The 18884-nt window shown below is 62.0% G+C and carries 19 protein-coding genes; 10 read left to right on the plus strand and 9 right to left on the minus strand.

Annotation, left to right across the window (positions count from 1 at the left end; genetic code table 11):
- Nucleotides 1–119 precede the first annotated feature (119 nt).
- Nucleotides 120–1049: a phenylacetic acid degradation operon negative regulatory protein PaaX gene (paaX, locus tag KO539_RS07480; RefSeq protein ID WP_219308168.1), complete on the plus strand. Its 930-nt coding sequence runs from the start codon at nt 120–122 to the stop codon at nt 1047–1049.
- Between the two features lie 85 nt (nt 1050–1134).
- Here the strand turns inward: paaX and KO539_RS07485 are convergent, their stop codons facing one another.
- Nucleotides 1135–1389: a hypothetical protein gene (locus KO539_RS07485; protein ID WP_219308169.1), complete on the minus strand. Its 255-nt coding sequence runs from the start codon at nt 1387–1389 to the stop codon at nt 1135–1137.
- Between the two features lie 141 nt (nt 1390–1530).
- On the opposite strand from KO539_RS07485, the gene KO539_RS07490 reads away from it, so the two are divergent.
- Nucleotides 1531–2655, plus strand: a complete 1125-nt coding sequence (locus tag KO539_RS07490; RefSeq protein ID WP_219308170.1) for a M14-type cytosolic carboxypeptidase — start codon at nt 1531–1533, stop codon at nt 2653–2655.
- Between the two features lie 129 nt (nt 2656–2784).
- On the opposite strand, the gene pmbA is transcribed toward KO539_RS07490, so the two are convergent.
- Nucleotides 2785–4137 (minus strand): metalloprotease PmbA, encoded by a 1353-nt coding sequence (pmbA, locus tag KO539_RS07495; protein ID WP_219308171.1) that lies wholly within the window; start codon nt 4135–4137, stop codon nt 2785–2787.
- Between the two features lie 92 nt (nt 4138–4229).
- Between pmbA and yjgA the strand changes: the two genes are divergently transcribed.
- The 3 genes from yjgA (at nt 4230) to KO539_RS07510 (ending at nt 6200) form a co-directional block, all read left to right on the plus strand.
- Nucleotides 4230–4829, plus strand: coding sequence for a ribosome biogenesis factor YjgA (gene yjgA, locus KO539_RS07500; RefSeq protein ID WP_034746337.1), 600 nt, complete (start codon nt 4230–4232; stop codon nt 4827–4829).
- Nucleotides 4830–4905: 76 nt separating this feature from the next.
- On the plus strand, nt 4906–5535 hold the full coding sequence (gene mog / locus KO539_RS07505) for a molybdopterin adenylyltransferase (protein ID WP_035822340.1): 630 nt from the start codon (nt 4906–4908) through the stop codon (nt 5533–5535).
- A complete protein-coding gene (locus KO539_RS07510; RefSeq protein ID WP_219308172.1) occupies nt 5532–6200 on the plus strand; it encodes an alpha/beta hydrolase in 669 nt (222 codons plus the stop codon). Before mog ends, KO539_RS07510 begins: the two co-directional genes overlap by 4 nt.
- A gap of 56 nt (nt 6201–6256) precedes the next feature.
- Here KO539_RS07510 and KO539_RS07515 read toward each other — a convergent pair whose 3' ends face one another.
- The 5 genes from KO539_RS07515 to KO539_RS07535 form a co-directional block, all read right to left on the minus strand.
- Nucleotides 6257–7810: a S1C family serine protease gene (locus tag KO539_RS07515; RefSeq protein ID WP_225242662.1), complete on the minus strand. Its 1554-nt coding sequence runs from the start codon at nt 7808–7810 to the stop codon at nt 6257–6259.
- A gap of 104 nt (nt 7811–7914) precedes the next feature.
- Complete coding sequence (locus KO539_RS07520; protein WP_219308173.1) at nt 7915–8481, minus strand: carboxymuconolactone decarboxylase family protein; 567 nt, start codon at nt 8479–8481, stop codon at nt 7915–7917.
- Nucleotides 8481–9329, minus strand: a complete 849-nt coding sequence (locus tag KO539_RS07525; protein ID WP_219308174.1) for a fumarylacetoacetate hydrolase family protein — start codon at nt 9327–9329, stop codon at nt 8481–8483. The genes KO539_RS07520 and KO539_RS07525 overlap by 1 nt, the downstream gene beginning before the upstream one ends.
- Nucleotides 9274–10623, minus strand: coding sequence for a nitrate/nitrite transporter (locus tag KO539_RS07530; RefSeq protein ID WP_219308175.1), 1350 nt, complete (start codon nt 10621–10623; stop codon nt 9274–9276). Before KO539_RS07530 ends, KO539_RS07525 begins: the two co-directional genes overlap by 56 nt.
- Nucleotides 10624–10625: 2 nt before the next feature.
- On the minus strand, nt 10626–11990 hold the full coding sequence (locus KO539_RS07535) for a KamA family radical SAM protein (RefSeq protein WP_374106349.1): 1365 nt from the start codon (nt 11988–11990) through the stop codon (nt 10626–10628).
- A 281-nt stretch (nt 11991–12271) separates the two neighbouring features.
- On the opposite strand from KO539_RS07535, the gene KO539_RS07540 reads away from it, so the two are divergent.
- Both KO539_RS07540 and KO539_RS07545 read left to right on the plus strand, forming a co-directional pair.
- On the plus strand, nt 12272–12730 hold the full coding sequence (locus tag KO539_RS07540) for a cache domain-containing protein (protein WP_034780434.1): 459 nt from the start codon (nt 12272–12274) through the stop codon (nt 12728–12730).
- 68 nt (nt 12731–12798) lie between these two features.
- Nucleotides 12799–14493, plus strand: a complete 1695-nt coding sequence (locus KO539_RS07545; RefSeq protein ID WP_219308176.1) for a methyl-accepting chemotaxis protein — start codon at nt 12799–12801, stop codon at nt 14491–14493.
- On the opposite strand, the gene KO539_RS07550 is transcribed toward KO539_RS07545, so the two are convergent.
- Nucleotides 14490–15068, minus strand: coding sequence for a DNA-3-methyladenine glycosylase (locus tag KO539_RS07550; protein WP_219308177.1), 579 nt, complete (start codon nt 15066–15068; stop codon nt 14490–14492). The two genes, KO539_RS07545 and KO539_RS07550, sit on opposite strands and share 4 nt — an antisense overlap.
- Nucleotides 15069–15358: 290 nt before the next feature.
- Here KO539_RS07550 and KO539_RS07555 point away from each other — a divergent pair, with 290 nt between their 5' ends.
- From KO539_RS07555 to KO539_RS07565, 3 genes are all read left to right on the plus strand, one after another.
- On the plus strand, nt 15359–16225 hold the full coding sequence (locus KO539_RS07555) for an HDOD domain-containing protein (RefSeq protein ID WP_035822356.1): 867 nt from the start codon (nt 15359–15361) through the stop codon (nt 16223–16225).
- 106 nt (nt 16226–16331) lie between these two features.
- Nucleotides 16332–17540 (plus strand): hypothetical protein, encoded by a 1209-nt coding sequence (locus KO539_RS07560; RefSeq protein ID WP_257626130.1) that lies wholly within the window; start codon nt 16332–16334, stop codon nt 17538–17540.
- A 101-nt stretch (nt 17541–17641) separates the two neighbouring features.
- Nucleotides 17642–18304, plus strand: a complete 663-nt coding sequence (locus tag KO539_RS07565) for a hypothetical protein (protein WP_219308179.1) — start codon at nt 17642–17644, stop codon at nt 18302–18304.
- 2 nt (nt 18305–18306) lie between these two features.
- Here the strand turns inward: KO539_RS07565 and KO539_RS07570 are convergent, their stop codons facing one another.
- Nucleotides 18307–18828: a DNA-deoxyinosine glycosylase gene (locus KO539_RS07570; RefSeq protein ID WP_257626131.1), complete on the minus strand. Its 522-nt coding sequence runs from the start codon at nt 18826–18828 to the stop codon at nt 18307–18309.
- Nucleotides 18829–18884 lie beyond the last annotated feature (56 nt).

Here is an 18884-nt window from a genome sequence, read left to right on the forward strand (position 1 = left end):
TGAGAAAACACTACGAAGCGCCACCCGCGCTTCCCGCAAATTATTGCCGCGCTACCCGCGCAGCCAAGTAAACTGCTGCTTTTATTGATTCGACCGCAACACGGCCAGACCGGAACCACATGAAGAACACCCGCTGCACGGCATGGATAGCCGATTTCCTGGAAAGCGACCCACCGCGCTCGAAGTCCCTGGTGATGACCATCTTTGGCGACGCCATCGTGCCGCGCGGCGGCGCCATCTGGCTGGGCAGCCTGATCGAACTGCTGGCGCCATTCGGCGTCAATGACCGGTTATTGCGCACCAGCGTATTCCGCCTGGCGCAGGAAGGCTGGCTCAGCTCGCAGCGCGACGGCCGCCGCAGCGCCTATACGATACGCCCGGAGGCGCTGGCCCGCTTCGAACGCGCCTACCGCCGCATCTATGCGCCGCTGGTGGTGCACTGGGATGGCAGCTGGACCCTGGTGATCGGGCCGGCCGGCAGCATCGGCGCCGCCGAGCGGGGGGCGCTGCGCAAGGAATTATTGTGGGCCGGATATGGTTTGATTTCTCCCGGCATCTTTGGCCACCCGGCCAGCAATGCGGAGGCGCTGGAAGATATCCTCGTGCGCAACGAGGTGCAGGGCAAGCTGTACGTCTGCCACACCACGGAATTGCCGGGCGTGAGCACGCGCCCCCTGCGCGACATGGTGGGCGACTGCTGGGACTTGTCGGAAGTGATGGCCGGCTACGAAAAATTCATCGCCAGCTTCCAGCCCCTGCTGACCCTGCTGCAGGAAGAACCCGTATTCGATGCCGAGCAGGCGTTCGTCATCCGCTCGCTGCTGACGCACGCCTACCGCCGCGTGCAACTGCACGACCCGCAACTGCCCGTCGAGCTGCTGCCCGAACCATGGCCCGGCACGCAAGCCTATGCGCTGGCGCGCGACCTGTACCGCATCACGTATGCGGCCGCCGAGGAACATATCCTGGCTACCCTGCGGCGCGAGGATGAGCAGGCGCCGAATGTCGAGCCGTGGTTTTTTGAACGTTTTGGCGGACTTAATACCTGAACCCAACAACGTAATACCGGGGTCGGACCCTTAGGGTCCGACCCCAGCCTTTGCGTTTAGGGTAAAAATGTAAACCCGCCTCAAACTACTGCTTCGCCACCACCTGTTTCGCTCCCGCCAGCAAATCCTGCCCCAGCTTTTCCAGCGCATTGACCTGCACCAGCATGGTGTCGAGGATGGCGACGTTGAAGGTGAATTCGGCCGGCGTCGTATAGCCGGGGAAACGTATGATGCGCAGCAATTCCTGCAAGGTCGTGCCCTTGCCCAGGTGCGCCAGGGCGTCGCTGAGGGCGCTGACTTTCTTTTCCAGTTCGCGTATGTGTTTGCCGTTGTCGTCCATGATGCTCTCCTCATGTTGGAGCTTCCACGTTAGCAAAGCACGTCCGCCGTCGTTTGCGCCAGCACAAAGGCGCCGCTAAAACGGGTATCATCGCGCCATTGCACACGATGCAAAACCCATACGTTTTTATCAGGAACACACATGACCATTAAAATCAGCCAGCAATTCGACGCCGGCGCGATCGAGGTGCTGCGCGCCGACGATGCCCACTCCATCGAGCTGAACATCCGCAAGGATTCCCACGCCGACATCACGCAGTGGTTTTACTTCCGCCTGCAAGGCGCGCAAGGCGAGGCGTGCACGATCCGCTTCATGAATGCCGGCAAGTCGGCCTACCCGGACGGCTGGAAAGATTACCAGGCTGTCGCCAGCTACGACCGCGAAACCTGGTTCCGCGTGCCGACCAGCTTTGACGGCACCGTGATGACCATCGAACATACGCCCGAAGAAGAAAGCGTGTACTACGCCTACTTCGAACCGTATCCATGGGACCGCCACCTGGCCCTGATCGACAGCGCGCAAGCGTCGCCGCTGGTGCACCTGATCGACCTGGGCAGCACCGTGGAAGGCCGCGACATGAACCTGCTGGTGGTCGGCGACGCCGATGCCGAGAAAAAAGTCTGGGTCATCGCGCGTCAGCATCCCGGTGAAACGATGGCCGAATGGTTTGTCGAAGGCATGCTCGAAGCCTTGCTGGACCAGGCCAATCCGTTTGCCCGCCAGTGCCTGCAAGACGCTGTCTTCTACGTGGTGCCGAACATGAACCCGGACGGTTCCGTGCATGGCAACCTGCGCACCAACGCGGCCGGCGCCAACCTGAACCGCGAATGGATGACGCCAACGATGGAGCGCAGCCCGGAAGTATTCCTGGTGAAACAGAAGATGCATGAAATCGGCTGCGACCTGTTCCTCGACGTGCATGGCGACGAAGGTCTGCCATATGTATTCGTGGCTGGCAGCGATGCGCTGGAAAATTTCACGCCAGCACAAAAAGCCGAGCAAGACCGCTTCATCGCCGACTTCAAGGTGGCCAGCCCCGACTTCCAGGATGAGCACGGCTACGAAGACGGCCCGTTCACGCCGGAAGTGCTGACCATGGGTTCGCCCCACATCACGCACGCCTTCGGCTGCCTGTCGCTGACCCTGGAATTGCCGTTCAAGGACAATGCCAACGATCCCGACCCGCAAACGGGCTGGAGCGGCGCCCGCAGCGCCGCCCTGGGCGCGGCCGTGCTGCAGCCTATCCTGTCTACCTTGCGCACCTGAGCGCCAAGGCCGAACCGGCCCGCTTGATCCCATGCCCCGCTCGCCGGGGCATTTTTTTTGCCCGCGCGGCCAGCGTTTGGGAAGCGTGCCGAGGCGGCAGCTGCCGCCAGGCATCGAACAGCTTGCGCCTCAGCCGCCCGCCACCACCATGCTCTCGATGAGGATGGAACCCGTCTCTTTGGTGCCGCGGCGCAAGGCGTCGGCACCCACGGCCACGATGTTGCGCAGCATGTCCTTCATGTTGCCGGCGATGGTGATTTCTTCCACCGGGTATTGGATGACGCCATTTTCCACCCAGAAACCGGAGGCGCCGCGCGAATAATCGCCCGTCACGTAATTGGTTCCCTGTCCCATCAATTCCGTCACCAGCAAGCCCGTGCCCAGCTTTCTCAGCATGGCGCTAAAATCGTCGCTGGCGGCGGTCAGCTTCGAGGTCAGGTACAGATTGTGCGAACCGCCCGCGTTGCCCGTCGTCTGCATGCCCAGCTTGCGGGCCGTGTAAGTCGACAGGAAATAGCCTTGCACCACGCCATCCTTGACGACGTCGCGGCTGACGGTTTTCACGCCCTCTTCGTCGAACGGCGCGGAACCGACGCCGCCGATCACGTGCGGGTCTTCAAATATCTGCACGTGCGAGGGCAACACTTGCGTGCCCAGGGAATCGTTCAGGAACGTGGACTTGCGGTACAGGGCGCCGCCCGAAGTCGCTTGCACATAAGTACCGAGCAAACCGGCCGCCAGCGGCGCTTCGAACAGCACGGGACAAGTACGCGTGCCCAGTTTGCGCGCGTTCAGGCGCGACAGGGCGCGCTCGGCGGCGTAGCGGCCGATGGCTTCCGGGCTAGCCATTTTGGCGGCGTCGCGCACGGACGAATACCAGTCGTCGCGCTGCATCTTGGCGCCCTTGCCGGCGATGGGCGCCACGGACAGGGTGTGGCGCGAAAACGGGTAGCCGCCGATGAAGCCGCGCGAATTGGCGGACACAAAGTGCGATTGCTGCACGTGCACGCCGGCGCCCTCGCTGTTGGTGATGCGCGGGTCGACGGCAAACGCGGCCGCTTCGGCCCGCTGGGCCAGCACGACGGCTTCCTCGGTGGAAATGCGCCAGGGATAGAATAGTTGCAAGTCGCGGGGGGACATTTCCAGCATGTCGGCATCGGCCAGGCCGGCGCAATCGTCCTCGGCCGTGAAGCGGGCGATGTTGTAGGCGGCGTCCACCGTGGCGCGCAGGGCGGCCGGAGAGAAATCGGAGGTGCTGGCATTGCCGCGCTTCTTGCCGACAAACACGGTCACGCCCATGCCCTTGTCCTTGTTTTGCTCGATCGTCTCGATCTTGCCTTTTCGTACAGAAACGGACAGGCCACCGCCTTCGCTGACTTCGGCGGCAGCGTCGGTGCCGCCCGCTTCCCGCGCAAAAGACAACACATCACGGGCCAGTTGCTGCAATTGCTCTTGACTATGGGTAAATACGGAGTCGTTCATGCGCTGTTTTCTTCGGAAAGCCGCTAAAAAGGTTATCATAGCAGTCGTTTACAGTTTACAGGTGCGGCCTACGCGGCCAATCCCGCCTTATCATGCCAAATCCAAACCGGGGAGCTTGCGGCTTCCAATCGACCGAATTCGAACAGGAATATGAACGTCCTTCGAAGTCGGAACTCAAGCGCCAGATGACCGTCCTGCAAAAGCTGGGCGAAGAACTCGTCAATGAAGCACGTGACCGCGTCAAGCGCGTCCCGATGCCGGAAGACGTGCGCGACGCCATTCTCGAATGCCAGCAAATCAAGGATCACGAAGGCCGCCGCCGCCAGTTGCAATACGTGGGCAAGAAGATGCGCACCCTGGATGAAGAAGAAGTTGCCGCCATCCAACGCACCATCGATAGCTGGAAAGGCTTGTCGAAAGCCGACACGGCCAATATGCACGCGATGGAACGCCGCCGCGACAAACTCTTGACGGATGACAAGGCGTTGACCGTCTTGCTGTCGGAAAACCCGGAACTGGACGTGCAGCACCTGCGCACCCTAATCCGCAATGCCCGCAAGGAGCAGGCCGAGAACAAGCCGCCAAAAGCCTACCGCGAAATCTTCCAGATCTTGAAAGAGATCGCCAAGAAGAAAAACGGCGGCAAGAAAGATGCCGACGAAGATGACGTTGAAGGCGAAGACGACGAGTAAAAAACTGGGGTCTGACCCCAGCATTGACGAAAAACCGGGATCAGCCCGGTTTTTTTACGAGATAGACAGGTGCCCTATGACCACGATAGAAGACGAATTGATTATCGGCCTCGTGTCGATCTCGGACCGCGCCAGCGGCGGCGTGTATGAAGACCTGGGCATCCCGGCCCTGGAAAGCTGGCTGTCCGCCGCCATCCGCACGCCATTCCGCCTGGAAAAGCGTTTGATCCCGGACGAACGCTCGCAGATTGAAAACACCCTGATCGACATGGTCGACCTGAGCCACTGCCATTTGATCCTGACGACGGGCGGCACGGGACCGGCGCGGCGCGATGTGACGCCAGACGCCACCTTGTCCGTCGGGACCAAGGAAATGCCCGGTTTCGGCGAACAGATGCGCCAGATCAGCCTGCAATTCGTGCCGACGGCGATCCTGTCGCGCCAGGTGGCCGTGATCCGCGAGACGCCCGAGCGCGCCGCCCTGATCATGAACTTGCCGGGCCAGCCGAAAGCCATCAAGGAAACCCTGGAAGGCTTGAAAGACGCCGACGGCGTGCAACTGGTCAACGGCATCTTTGCCGCCGTGCCATATTGCATCGACCTCATCGGCGGTCCCTACATGGAAACCGATCCGGCCATCTGCAAGGCCTTCCGTCCCAAATCGGCGCTGCGTCCGGCGCAACCTTTACCTGAGGAAAACACATGAGCACCTTGCTGGAAACCATAGAACTCGACAGTGCACCGAACCCTACCGTCGCCATCATCTGGATGCACGGCCTGGGCGCCGACGGCAACGACTTCGTGCCTCTGGTGAAAGAACTCGATTTGCGCGGCTGCCCCGCCATCCGCTTCATTTTCCCCAGCGCAGGCACCATGCCCGTCACCATCAACAACGGTTATGTGATGCGCGCCTGGTACGACATCCGCGAAAACGACCTGGTGCGCCGCGAAGATGAGGGTGGCCTGCGCGCCTCGCAAGCCCAAATTGAGGCGCTGATCGCGCGCGAAAAGGCGCGCGGCATTCCCGCCAGCCGCATCATCCTGGCCGGTTTCTCGCAAGGCTGCGCCATGACCTTGCAAACGGGCTTGCGCCACGCGGAACCGCTGGCCGGCCTGATGTGCCTGTCCGGCTATCTGCCGCTGGCCGACAAGACGGCGGCCGAACGCACCCCGGCCAGCCTGGAAACGCCGATCTTCATGGCGCACGGCACGGCCGACCCCGTGGTACCGGTCGGCCGCGCACAGCAGTCGCGCGACTTGCTCACCGGCATGGGTTACAAGGTGGAATGGCACGAGTACATGATGCAGCACTCGCTGTGCCAGGAAGAGATCGACGCCATCGGCGCGTGGCTGAAAAAAGTGCTGGCATAAAATAAAACAGGCGCGGTGTGCGCCGCGCCTGTTGTCTTGCGAAACGCCGGGAACGATCAGTTTGCCGGCGTTTTTTCATTCCAGATTTTCAGCATGTCGGGCGATGCTTCCGAACGGATGCCATTGTCCGTCAGTATCGATTCCGTCGCCGCCAGCATGTCCTTGCGCGGCACGACGACCATTTCCGCATCGCGCTGCTGGAAGCGGAACGTCAGCAGCTCATCCGTCTGGTCGCGCAGCAAGGCCACCAGGTGCGCCAGGCTGCGCACGCGCACGCCGTTGACGGAATCGACGACCGAGAAGAAACGGGTACTGTAGCCATTCATCAGCTTGTGCGGGAAGAAGGGCGCGGCGATCACCACCAGCTCTTCGCGCTCGCTATCGGGCGCATCGCCGCGCCGCGTGGCCAGCGGATTGCCGGCAAACGCCATGCCGCCCAATATTGCCGGGTTGCCATTGGGCGCCGCCATGAATTCCGTCGTGGCGCGCGAAAACACCATCGGGCCGAAGATGAAATAGGATGGGTAATTGCCCTGCAGGCCGGCGATCAGCATCGGGTGCGCGGCCGAGACGGGCACCTTGACTTTCAGGGGCGCGCCCTGGCGCACCACCGTCAACGGCAATTCGCCGTCTTTCGCCAGTTGCTGCACCCGGTACTGGAAGCGCACGCGGCTGTTGGCGTTCAGCTTGACCATGCCCTGGTTGTCGATGGGAAAGTCGCCGATATGCGTGATGACATCCCACTCCTTGAGCGGATAAGCCGCATCCTTGCTGGCCGGCGACATCACGACGGCGCCCTCGACGCCCTTGGCCAGCTTCAGATAGGTGCGCAGCGCGGGGTTTTCCAGTGTTTGCGTCACGTCGCGCATGGCCGGCTTGCCCTTGGGCGTGCCACTTTCCTGATCGCGCAGGAACAGCTCGATTTCCTCGTTGGGGATGATATAGCCGATATTTTGCGCATTGAGCATGCCGGCAAAGGCCAGGCCGATCATCTTGTCGCCGGCAATCACGGGGCCGCCGCTATTGCCCGGGTTGATGGCCGCATCGATCTGGATGCGCAGGCCAGAGACGGGAAAGTTGTAGCGCACGAATTCGATGCGCGAGACGATGCCCTTGGTGATCGACAATGAGGTGCCGCCCGTCGGATAGCCATATGCCAGCACGGCATCGCGCACGTCCGGCAAGACATTCGCGCGCGGCACGGCTTTGTGGCTGGCGAAAAAACTGTCGTCGTCGATTTTCAGCAAGGCCAGATCCATGCCGCGCGAGATGGCCAGCACGGTCGCCGGTATCTTGTCGCCGGCGCCATTCGCCTGGATCTGCACCTGGCTGGCATAGCCGACCACGTGCGCATTGGTGAGGATGCGGCGGCCTTCGATGACGACGCCGGAACCCGTCACCTCTTGCGGCGCGGCCTTGCTCCAGGGTTTATAGGGGTCCGGCCCGCGCAGGGTGGAAAACACCTTGACGACGGAGTTTTCCAGGGCGGAAGCGCTGGCGCTGGCGGCCGTCTCGGCGGCCAGCGCACGCACCGTCATCAAGGGACAAAAAGAAAGGGCCAGCGCCAGGAAGGCGCGGCCCATCAGGGTGAAGCACGGACGAGTTTTCATTGAGCTTGTTGGCAATGGAAGGGAAGTAAAATTATATATTGAATAATTGCAACTTCATTACACTTTGTCCATCTTTGCCGAAGAACTCTTCTAAACTCATCTCATCAGGCGGGCAAGGGCGGCACGCCCAAGGCCGGCACGGCCGTCTGCGCGCCATTCATCACCATGGCCAGGAAAGTGTAATAGCCATTGATGCCCATCAAGTCGACCACGCCATGCTCGCCGAACAGCACCAACGCCCGCGCATACGTGGCGTCGCTGACCCGCTTGTTCTGCTGCAGCTCGATGCAAAAGTCGTGCACGGCTTGCTCGTCTTCTTTCAGGGCAAGCGGCACGCGCCGTTCAGCAATGGCGTCCACGGCCGCTTGCGCGATGCCGTTCTGCACGGCCAGCGGCGCGTGAATGGCCCACTCGACTTGCTGGTCCCACTGGCGCGCCGTCACGAGGATCGCCAGTTCCGACAGCCGCGTGCCGATGGCGCTGCGGTAGCGCAAGTATTCTCCCATGCGCTGCGCCGTTTCCATCAGCTCGGGGCTGCGGATCAGCGGCACGAAGGGGCCGTACAGCGCCCCGCGCGGACCATCGATGATGGCTTGCGCGGCGGCGCGCTGCTGCGGGTCCAGCTGCGCCAAAGGCAGCGCGGGCAAGCGGTCGATATCGCTACCGGCCATCAAGCAGTCCAGGCGAGCACGTCCTGCTGCTGTTCGCCGAGGCCGGGGATGCCCAGGCGCATGCTGTCGCCTTTTTTGAGGAAACGCTGCGGCTTGCGGCCCTGGCCCACACCCGGCGGCGTACCCGTGGCGATGACGTCGCCCGGTTCCAGTGTCATGAATTGCGACAGATAGCTGACGATCTGCGCCACCGTGAAGATCATGGTTTGCGTATTGCCAGTCTGCATGCGCTTGCCATTGACTTCCAGGTACAGGTCCAGGTCCTGCTCATCGATGATTTCATCGCGCGTCACCAGCCACGGGCCGATGGGGCCGAAGGTGTCGCAGCCCTTGCCTTTATCCCATTGGCCGCCCCGTTCCAGCTGGAACGAGCGCTCAGAGATATCGTTGACGACGCAATAGCCGGCCACGTATTTCAGGGCGTCTTCTTCGCTCACATATTGCGCGCGCGTGCCGATGATCACGCCCAGTTCCACTTCCCAATCCGTCTTTTTCGAGCCTTTTGGCAACACGACATTGTCGTCCGGGCCATTCAGGCAGGTAATGGCCTTCATGAAGACGATGGGTTCGGCCGGGATAGCCATGCCGGATTCGGCCGCGTGATCCGCATAATTGAGGCCGATGCCGATGAACTTGCCGACTTTCGCCAGCGGCACGCCGAAGCGTGGATTGCCGCGCACCAAAGGCAAGGTCTTTTCGTCGAGCTTGGCCAGCTTGCGCAGGGCTTTGTCGGACAGTTGTGCGCCGTCAATATCGGCAATCACGCCGGACAGGTCGCGCAGTTTGCCTTCTTCATCGATCAGGCCCGGTTTTTCCTTGCCTGGACGTCCATAACGAACGAGTTTCATAGTCTTCCTTGGAGTTGATCATTGCCGCTGTGCAGGCTGTCATTTTACCGGATGGTCCGGCACACCTGTAGCGGTGAATGAAAAACATCGCAAGTCCCGGCAGTTGCAAGGCCGCCAGCACGCCAAACGCCACCTGGTAGGCCTGTGGCGGATACTGCTGCTGGCTGTTCAGGGGCCAGCAGCCGAGGATCAGGCCAAAGCCCGCCTGCACCAGGAAGGCGCCCGTGAAAATGAGCAGATTGAGGCAGGTGGCCGCCCTTCCCGTCAAGCTGGCCGGCATGCTTTGCGCGACGATCGCATATTCGAGGCCCGTCACCGTGCCCAGCAAGGTAAACAGCACGGACAGCAACGGCAGGCTGGGCACCACATTGCATGCCATCGCCACTTGCACGGCGACAAACAGGACGATGCCGGCGCCCGCCACTTGCATGGGTTCAATCGCGCGCCGTCCGGCCCATTCCGTCAGCATGCCCATGCCGATGGCGCCGAAGATGACGGCCGCCATGCCCAGATACAGCAGATACGCGACATTGTCATCGGACAAGCCGCCCACGTCGGCCAGCCAGCGACCTATCCATAAACCCTGCACGCCAAAGAACACCGTGTGCGGCAGCAGGATCAGCGCGATGGTGCGGCGAAAACCGGGATCCCGATAGACGCTCCACACGCTGATCTTGTTCACCTTGTTCATGTCGGCGGCGGGCGCGGGCATGGCCGGCGACAGCAGGCGGATCAGCAAGCCGATGGCCAGCGCCGCCAGCGCCAGGCCCAGGAAGACGCCGCGCCAGTCCGTATAGTGCAGGGCCAGCTTGACGGGCATGGTGGCCGTGGCCGCGCCCAGCCCGCCCACGGCGATCAGGTAGCCATGCACGGAAGGCAGGCGCGCTGGCGCGATGGCGCACGAGATCGCTTTCACGGCGGCCATGAAACAACCGCCCAGGCCCGCTCCCATCAAGGCGCGCGCCCACATCAGTTCGGCAAAGCTGTGGCCCCGGCTGAACAGCCACACGCCCAGGGCCGCCAGCGCCAGCAGCCACAGTTGCACCGTGCGGGGACCGTAGCGGTCCAGCGCCATGCCAACCGGCAATTGCACCAGCGCAAAGGCGAGAAAAAAAGCGCTGGTCAGCAGGCCCAGCTGGGCTGGCGTCAGGGCGATGGCGCTCAGCAACTCGGCCGTCAGCACGGCATTCACGCCGCGCAACAGGCACGACAGGTAATGCCCGAGCGCGAACGGCAGGAATACCAGACAAAATACGGCCATGCCGGAGCGGGAAAAAGCGCCGGCGCCGTGCATGCTCAGGCGGCCTTTGCCAGACGGATGATTTTATGCGGCACCTGCGGCACAGGCTCATCCGTTTCAAAGAAAAACTTGTCGTGGCCAAAGGCCGGCTTCAGATCGTCCATCCACGTCGCTTCCGCATCGAATTTCGCATAAAACGGCCGCCGCACCCAATCCGGATTACGCGCCTGCAAAAATTGCAGGGCAAACAGTTTTTCGCCATTGATGGTGACGATGCCGTCGATGACGATCTTGCCGGGAAACGCACTCATGGACGGCCCGCGCACCGTGCGCGACAGGCCGGACACCATCTGGTAGGCGGCCTGGAAAATCTCGTGCGCTTTTGCCAGGGGCAGCTCGAAATAGCCGCGCGGCCCCGTGTCCCGTTCCACGAACATGTAATACGGAATCGCCCCCAGGCGCGTACCCGTCTGCCACAGCTCGGCCCAGCTTGCCGGATCTTCATTGATGTGGCGGATCAGCGGCCCCTGCATGCGCAAGGTGGCGCCCGTGGAAACGATGCGTTTCACGGCTTGCTGGGCGATGTCCTGGCGCAACTCGACGGCGTGGCTGTAATGGCCCATCACGGCCAGGTTCTTGCCCGCCTTGACGACGCGCTCGAACAGACGCATCAAGTCATCCGCATCGCGGTCGGACACGAAGCGCTGCGGCCAATACGCCACCGCCTTGGTGCCGATGCGAATGTTCTGGATGTGTTCCAGACCCGGCGCCAGCAGCGGCTCCAGGTAGGCGGCCAGTTGCCGCGTGTTCATGATCATCGGGTCGCCGCCCGTGATCAGCACGTCCGTCACTTTCGGATGCAGTTTCAGGTAGGCGGCCAGCTCATGCGACTCGCGCGCATCGAACTTCATGTCGTCCATGCCGACAAACTGGGGCCAGCGAAAGCAGAAGGTGCAATACGCGTGGCAGGTCTGGCCCGCGCTGGGGAAAAACAGCACCGTCTGCGCATATTTATGCTGCAAGCCGCGCACGGGCGCATCGTTGACCTTCGGCACGTTATGCGTCATCTGGCCGGCCGGGTGGGGATTCATGCCCAGGCGCAAGCCATGCACATAGGCATCAATGGCAGCCTTGTCCTGCTTGACCAGCACCAGGTCGCGCAAGTGCGCGTACTGCTCGGGCGGCAGCATGTCGCGGTGGGGAAAGACGAGGCGATAAATGGGATCGTCAGGGATATTGTTCCAGTCGATCAGCTGATCGAGCACATATTCATTGGTGCGAAACGGCAAGACGTGCGACACCACTTGCACGGCTTCGCGCTGCTCTTCCGGCAGCCATTCCCACTGCCGCGCCTGTTGAATGGTCTGCCGCGTATACGGCTTGAACTTGGGTGAAAACGGCTCGGTAATGAGTGCGGACACGATAAGCTCCTTGCCTGTAAATAGCGATAACTTGCATGAAATCAGCCCTACATCGTCCAATTCCAGCCTCTTCCCCCTCATGCCAGACCCGCCCGGCATGCTGTGAAAGTCATCATAATTCTTGCCGTTCGGAACCAAATTGCTACATATCAACAAGCCGTCGATACGTTGCATGCTGCCTACAAGCAACACCTTAGTTTGTTCCATCGCAATTTGAGGGAAGCATCGGCGACGTAAATTACGACTTGGCAACATATCCCTCGATATCACAAGGAGCTTTCATGAAACGCTTATTCACGGGTAGCCTGCTGTGCCTGGCATTTGCCGGCGGCAGCGTCAGTGCCGCCGTCGAACCAACGGAAAAAGACGCCATCGCCATGGCCGAACGGGGCGCCGCCTTCATGAAGGCGCATGGCAAGGAAGAAATGATGAAGAAAATCACGGCGAAAGACCCGGACTTCGTGCAGGGCTCGCTATACGTGGACATGCGCGACATCAAGACGGGCATCGTGCTGGCCCACCCCATCAATCCTTCCATCGTGGGCAAGGATTTGACGGATGTGCCCGATGCGAATGGCAAGAAATATCGCCGTGAAATCATTGAACTGGCGCAAAAACAGGGCAAGGGCTGGGTCGATTACCAGTACAAGAATCCCACCAGCGGCAAGATCGAACCGAAGACCACATACATCCTGCGCGTCAACGATGTAGTGCTGGAAGCGGGGATCTACAAAAAATAAGGCAGGGGCGGCGCGCATGCACACCGCGCGCCGCCTGCGGTGTGAACAGCCATAGCCAGGAGTCAAGCATGCTCAATCAATTACGCATCGGACCAAAATTATTGCTGGCGCCCATACTGGTCTTGCTGTTGCTGATACTCAGCTCGACCGGCGCATGGTATGGCATGGTGCGGCAAAATGCCTCGCTGGAAAACATGGTGCGGGTGCGCATCACGCATTTGAAGGCGGCCGCCGATGTACTCGGCGAGGCCAGGCAGGTGCATGGCAATATGTACCAGTTGCTGTCGTGGACGAATGGCAGCTTCGCCAAGGCCCGCCTCGATGCACTTGAACAACAGATCAAGGCGCGCCACGCGGCCATCGGCACCCAGCTGACCACGCTGCGTTCCACGGCCACGGGCGCCGAGCGCACTTTGGTCGATGCGGCCATCGCGGCGCTGGCCGGCTATCGCAAGGCCGTGCTGGAAACCATGGAAATGGCGCAGATGGACCAGTCGATCGCCACCAATTCCATGCTCAAGGCGGAAACCCAATTCGGCCAGTTCAATACGCAGCTGGCGCAACTGTCGGCCTTGGAAACGACGCTCAGCAGCCAGGCCCATGCGACGGCCAGCGCCGAGTTTCGCACCCTGGGCTGGAGCCTGCTGCTGACGGTGCTGCTGTCTATCTTCGTCTCCATCGTCGTGACCATGCTGGTGCGGCGCGCCATGCTGGTGGAAATCCGCGGCATTGCCGACGCCGTGCAAGACCTGGCGGCGGGCAAACTGACGGCCGGCGCGCCCAAGCAGGGCAATGACGAAATCGCCGCCACCTCGCGCGTGCTGGACCAGACCATCGCCCACCTGAACCAGACCTTGCGCACCATCATGGACGCCGTGCAATCAATCGACACGGCCTCGCACGAAATTGCCACCGGCAACCTGGATTTATCGGCGCGCACGGAAATGCAGGCCAGTTCGCTGGAAGAAACATCGAGCGCCATGGAAGCGCTGACGCAAGCCGTCAATGACAACGCCGACAACGCCCAGCTGGCCTGCGAGCTGGCGGGGCAAGCATCCACATTGGCTGTGCAAGGGGGGGAGTCGATGCAGCAGGCGGTGACGACGATGGCGACAATACGCGCCAATTCGCGCCAGATCGTGGATATTATCGGCGTGATCGATGGTATTTCCTTCCAGACCAATATCCTCGCGCTGAATGCGGCGGTGGAAGCGGCGCGCGCGGGCGAACAAGGCCGCGGCTTTGCCGTGGTGGCATCCGAAGTGCGCACCCTGGCGCAGCGCTCGGCGCAGGCGGCCAAGGAAATCAAGACCCTGATCGCCACCTCGGTGACCACCATCGATGGCGGCAGCGTGGCCGTGCAGCAAGCGGGCGACAGCATGGGCGCCATCGTGGCTTCGGTGCAGCAAGTCAATGAAATCATCCAGCGCGTGAAACAGGCCAGCGCGGAGCAGGCGTCGGGCATCACGGAAGTGAATCAGGCCGTCACGCAAATGGATGATGTCACCCAGCAAAATGCGGCCCTGGTGGAGCAGGCGGCGGCAGCGGCGGCCAGTTTGCAGGACCAGGCCGTCAAATTGTCGGCGGCAGTCAGCGTCTTCACCCTGGACCAGCGCCCCGCCGCGCCGAGCGGCCCGACCGAGGAAGAAGCATTCCAGCATCCGGCCAGTGCGCAGCAGGACCGGCGCGCACTGCACAGCCCGTTGCGCGGCAAGTCCGCCTTGCCCGGCACAAACACGACGCCGCAGCGCCGGCGCAGCTAGGCGGCTGGCGCGCGCATCGGTTTGCTGAGATAGCGCGAGCCGGCCAGCACGAAGCGCCACGGCGTGTCCATCGCCTTGGAAATGCCAATGCGCAAGCCCGCCTGCACCGTCACCTCTTGTTCGCGGGGCAACAGCATGAACGGCGGCGCATCGAGCGCCAGCCGGTTGTGCATGTGCGTGACACCGAGCGCCTGGCACACCTTGCCCGGCCCCGAGCACAGCAGCCGCGCATCGTCGACGCCGCGCCGCTCGCGCATGATGTCGAGGCCCACCAAAGGTTCGATGGCGCGGATCAGCACGCCCGCGCCATGGCCCGCTTCGCGGCACACAAAGTTCAGGCACCAGTGGATGCCATACGAGCGGTAGACATAGGCGTGCGCGGGCGGGCCGAACATGGCTGCATTGCGCGGCGTCATGCCGCCATACGTGTGCGAAGCCGGGTCCAGCCGGTCATACGCTTCCGTTTCCACGATGCGCCCGCCCACGCCATCGACCAGCACCGTCACGCCGATCAGCTGGCGCGCCACGCTGCTGGAATCGTCCGCAAAATCGATACCCGCGAGGATTTTTTTCATCCGGCAATTGTACCGCCACGCATCCCGCCGCACGCCTTGTCCCACCTTGAAAACAAATGAAACTTGCTATTTTAATCATGAATTCTTTCATGGGCCGCGTCGTAAAATGACGAAAATCGCAGCCGGAGTAGGCCAAAACGAGGATTTTTGCGACAAAATATTGCAGAGATGAACTATTGCCGCGCATAAACAGCGATAATCGTCGGGCACTGCGCCAGACGCTCATGAGGCGGGCAGCGACAGCGCACGACAGACTAAGCACCGGGCACAAAAATGATGATGAAAGCGTGATGATGAGAGCGGCAGCGCAAAAGCAGGTAGTGCAGGAAGATCCGGTTGACGCCCTGATGCGTTCCATCCGCATCCCGCCGCGTCCCAGCCTGCTGGTCGACCTGCAGCGCGAACTGGCGGAACAGGACCCGTCGCCGCGCCGCATCGCGCGCATCATCGCCGATGACGTCGGCATGTCCGGCGCCCTGCTGAAACTGGCCAACTCGCCGTTCTATGGCGCCGCGCGCAAGGCCAAGTCCGTCGAGCAAGGCATCAATTTTCTTGGCATCAACCAGTGCAGCGCCATGATGACGGGCTTGCTGGCACGCCAGGCGCTGGAAGCGGAAGGCGTGGAACTGACCAACTTCTGGGATGTGTCGGCCAAGCGCGCGCGCGCCCTGGTATTTACCTCGCGCAAGCTGCGCATCGCCCCGCCCGACATCGCCCACACCTTCGGCCTGTTCTGCGACATCGGCGTGCCCCTGCTGATGAACCGCTTTCCCGACTACGTCAACACGTATGCGGCGGCGGCCAACGATGCGAACAATTGTTTTACGGCACTGGAAGACGCGCGCCACCAGACCAACCATGCGGCCATCGGCTGCTTGCTGGCGCGCAACTGGGGCCTGTCCTCCGACGTCTCCTGGGCGATTTTGCACCACCACGACTACACGGTGCTGGCAGATCCGTCCACGGACGACGCCATCCGCTCGCTCGTCGCCCTGTCGCTGCTGGCCGAAAAAGGCATTCAGCGCTACCATGGCAACAGTACCTCGCTCGAGTGGGACAAGGGCGGCGAGCTTGCCTGCCAGCATCTCGGCCTGTCGCAGGAAGAAGCCGCCGACCTGCTCGACGAATTGCACGAGATGTTCGATACCGACCATTGATGTATCAGGCGGCCGCGTCCGCCTGTATGATCTGTCCCGGCGCCTGGCAAAGCCTTGGCGCCTGTTTCCGTTTGCCTGACCCGTCTTTCTTAACCTGTTGATCGCCATGCCCAAAAATAAGCGCCCTGTCCCCCGTAAATCCGCCAACACGCCTGAAGACAAGGATGAATCCGTCACGCGCATGCTGTGCACGATGGCCCTGAACCTGGCGGAGCAGGAAGACAGCGAATCGCAGGGCACGGTGCTGGCCGAGCAAGCCGTCGAGTTCGGCCGCCTGATCCGCAAGGCCCTGAATCAAAAGAAGGATGAAATCCTGTACGACGCCATCGAGCGTTCGAAATACGAAGACGTGGGCGCCTATCAGTACCTGCGCAGCCACATCGAGGAAGCGGCGTCCATTTCCGTGATCCGCCGCGAGAATGCCCCGGCGATGGAAATCAACGCCTTCGTCGTGCCCCTGCTGGTGCAAAGCACGGGCGGTCTGAAGGAAGCGGACAGTTTCCAGGACCAGGACGCTTTCGAAGCACTGGTGAAAAGTTTCCAGCAGGCAGAACTGGAAAGCGCCAAGGCCAAGGTGGTCCTGATGAGCCATGCCTATGACCTCGATGAAATCGACCGCATCACCTACAGCCATTTGCACGACATGGTGCGCGATGCCTATAGCTCGATGACGGACAAGAAAATCGTCGCCACGCCGGGTCTGGAAAGCAGCATCGTCGGCTGGAGCGAAACGGCCTTCGGCCCGCAAGACACGGCCGTCGAACTGCGCTTCCTGCTGGGCTTTGCCTTGAAACGCGTGGACGACCCGTTCTATGCGGAACCGAAGGACGAAGCGGCGCTCGACGCCTGGTTCGACGCGCGCATGGCCCGCTACCAGCAATGGACGACGGAAGTGGGCGACCTGGTGAAACGCTGCCTGGCGCCGGCCGGCAGCGCGCTGGAAGTGAGTTTCCTCTACCAGGATCTGTTCCACGGTGGCAAGGAACAAGGCATGAGCGAATACGCGATGCTGCAAATGATGTCCGGCATCAACCATGCCTTGGCGGAAAACCAGGTGGACGCTGCCGACGTGTCGGTGGTCGTCGGCCCGGCCGATGAGCACGGCGAAATGCTGCTGCGCGTCAACGTCAGCACGGCAAGCGGCCAGCTGCTGCACAGCGCCGACAAGCCGCTGGACCTGGCTGCCGACCTGCAGGATGAAGTCGACGACATCTGCGACGCGCTGGCCACCATCGGCGTGACGCAACTGTCCGTGGCGCTGAAATTCGATGCCAAGGGACAGCCGCTGGAAGCGCAGCCGTACGCGCCGGCGTAAATTCTGTCCTCACACCGCCCGTCATCTCGACAAGCGGCAGTTATCAAGATACCATCTCCCGTTAGCGTGCGACCAGCCTGGCGCACCTCCCGGAGATGTGCATGTCCCAGCCGCAACTGATCAATATTGCCACCCATGTGCTGGCCGGCAGCGCCGCCATCGGCCTGGGGCTCTTCCTGCTGGCGACAGCCAAGGGCACGCCGCAGCACCGCCGCCGCGGCCGGCTGTTCGGGTGGCTGACCTTGCTGGTCTGCGCCACGGCCGCCATCGGCAATCTGCTGTTTGACTATCGTCCCGTCTTTGCCGTGCTGACGGTGCTGGTGCTGTACCAGCTGCTGAGCGGCTGGCGCGCCGTCTACACGCGCGATGCCGGTCCGCAAGCCGTCGATGGCGCGATGACGGCAGCCGCGCTGGTGGCGGGCGGGTTGATCCTGTTGCGCCTGCAGCACGATGCTTCCGGACAGCAAGCCATCGTCGTGCTGTCATCGCTGGGCGGCCTGGCCACCATCCTCGTCTACGACGGCGCGCGCTGGGCCTTTCCCCGCCGCTGGCATGGCATATTGTGGCGCTATGAACATATCTACAAGCTGCTCGCCTCGCTGTTCGCCATGCTTTCCGCCGCCGCCGGCAACCTGCTGCGCGTGGGCCAGCCCTGGACGCAGCTGGCGCCATCCCTGCTGGGCTTGATCTGCATCGCCTGGTTCTGGCGGCGCCAGTACCGGCAAGAACGGGCGCAGCGCCTCATGCACAGGCTTGCCGCCTGACATCAGCCACGCAAAGCCAGCCACGCCTGCAATTTCTGCGCATACGCCAAGGTGTAGGCGGGACTGCTCGACGGCAAGCTGACGATGCGGTAGCGCTGCGCATGTTCACCCAGCACCTTGATGCCCAGCTTCGCGGCCGTGCCGCCATTGAAAGCGATCGTGCGCAGCTGCGGCAGGCTGGCGGCCAGAGCCACGAGGTCGTTGTCGTCGCGTTCGCGGATGTTGCTGTCCAGGCTGCCCGTGCGCTGCGCCTGCGCCACCACATCCCACAGGCCCACGCCGTGCGCCAACAAGGTCGCCAGACGTTCCTCATAGGGCTGGTTCTTCAACTCCACGCCCAGCACTTCGCCCAGCAGCATCCAGAACCTGTTTTGCGGATGCGCATAGTACTGGCTGTGCGCCAGCGATTTTTCGCCGGGCAGGCTGCCCAGTACCAGCAAGCGCGTATCGGCATTGACGACGGGATCGAAACAGCGCTTGCGCGGGTCGGCGGCAACGTCTGGCAAGATGGCTGGGCTATTCAAATGAGCGTTCCGAAAAGGAAAATGATGGGCCATTTTACCCGGCCACGCGACAGTGT

This window comes from Janthinobacterium sp. NKUCC06_STL (assembly GCF_019345455.1).
GTDB lineage: Bacteria > Pseudomonadota > Gammaproteobacteria > Burkholderiales > Burkholderiaceae_D > Janthinobacterium > Janthinobacterium rivuli.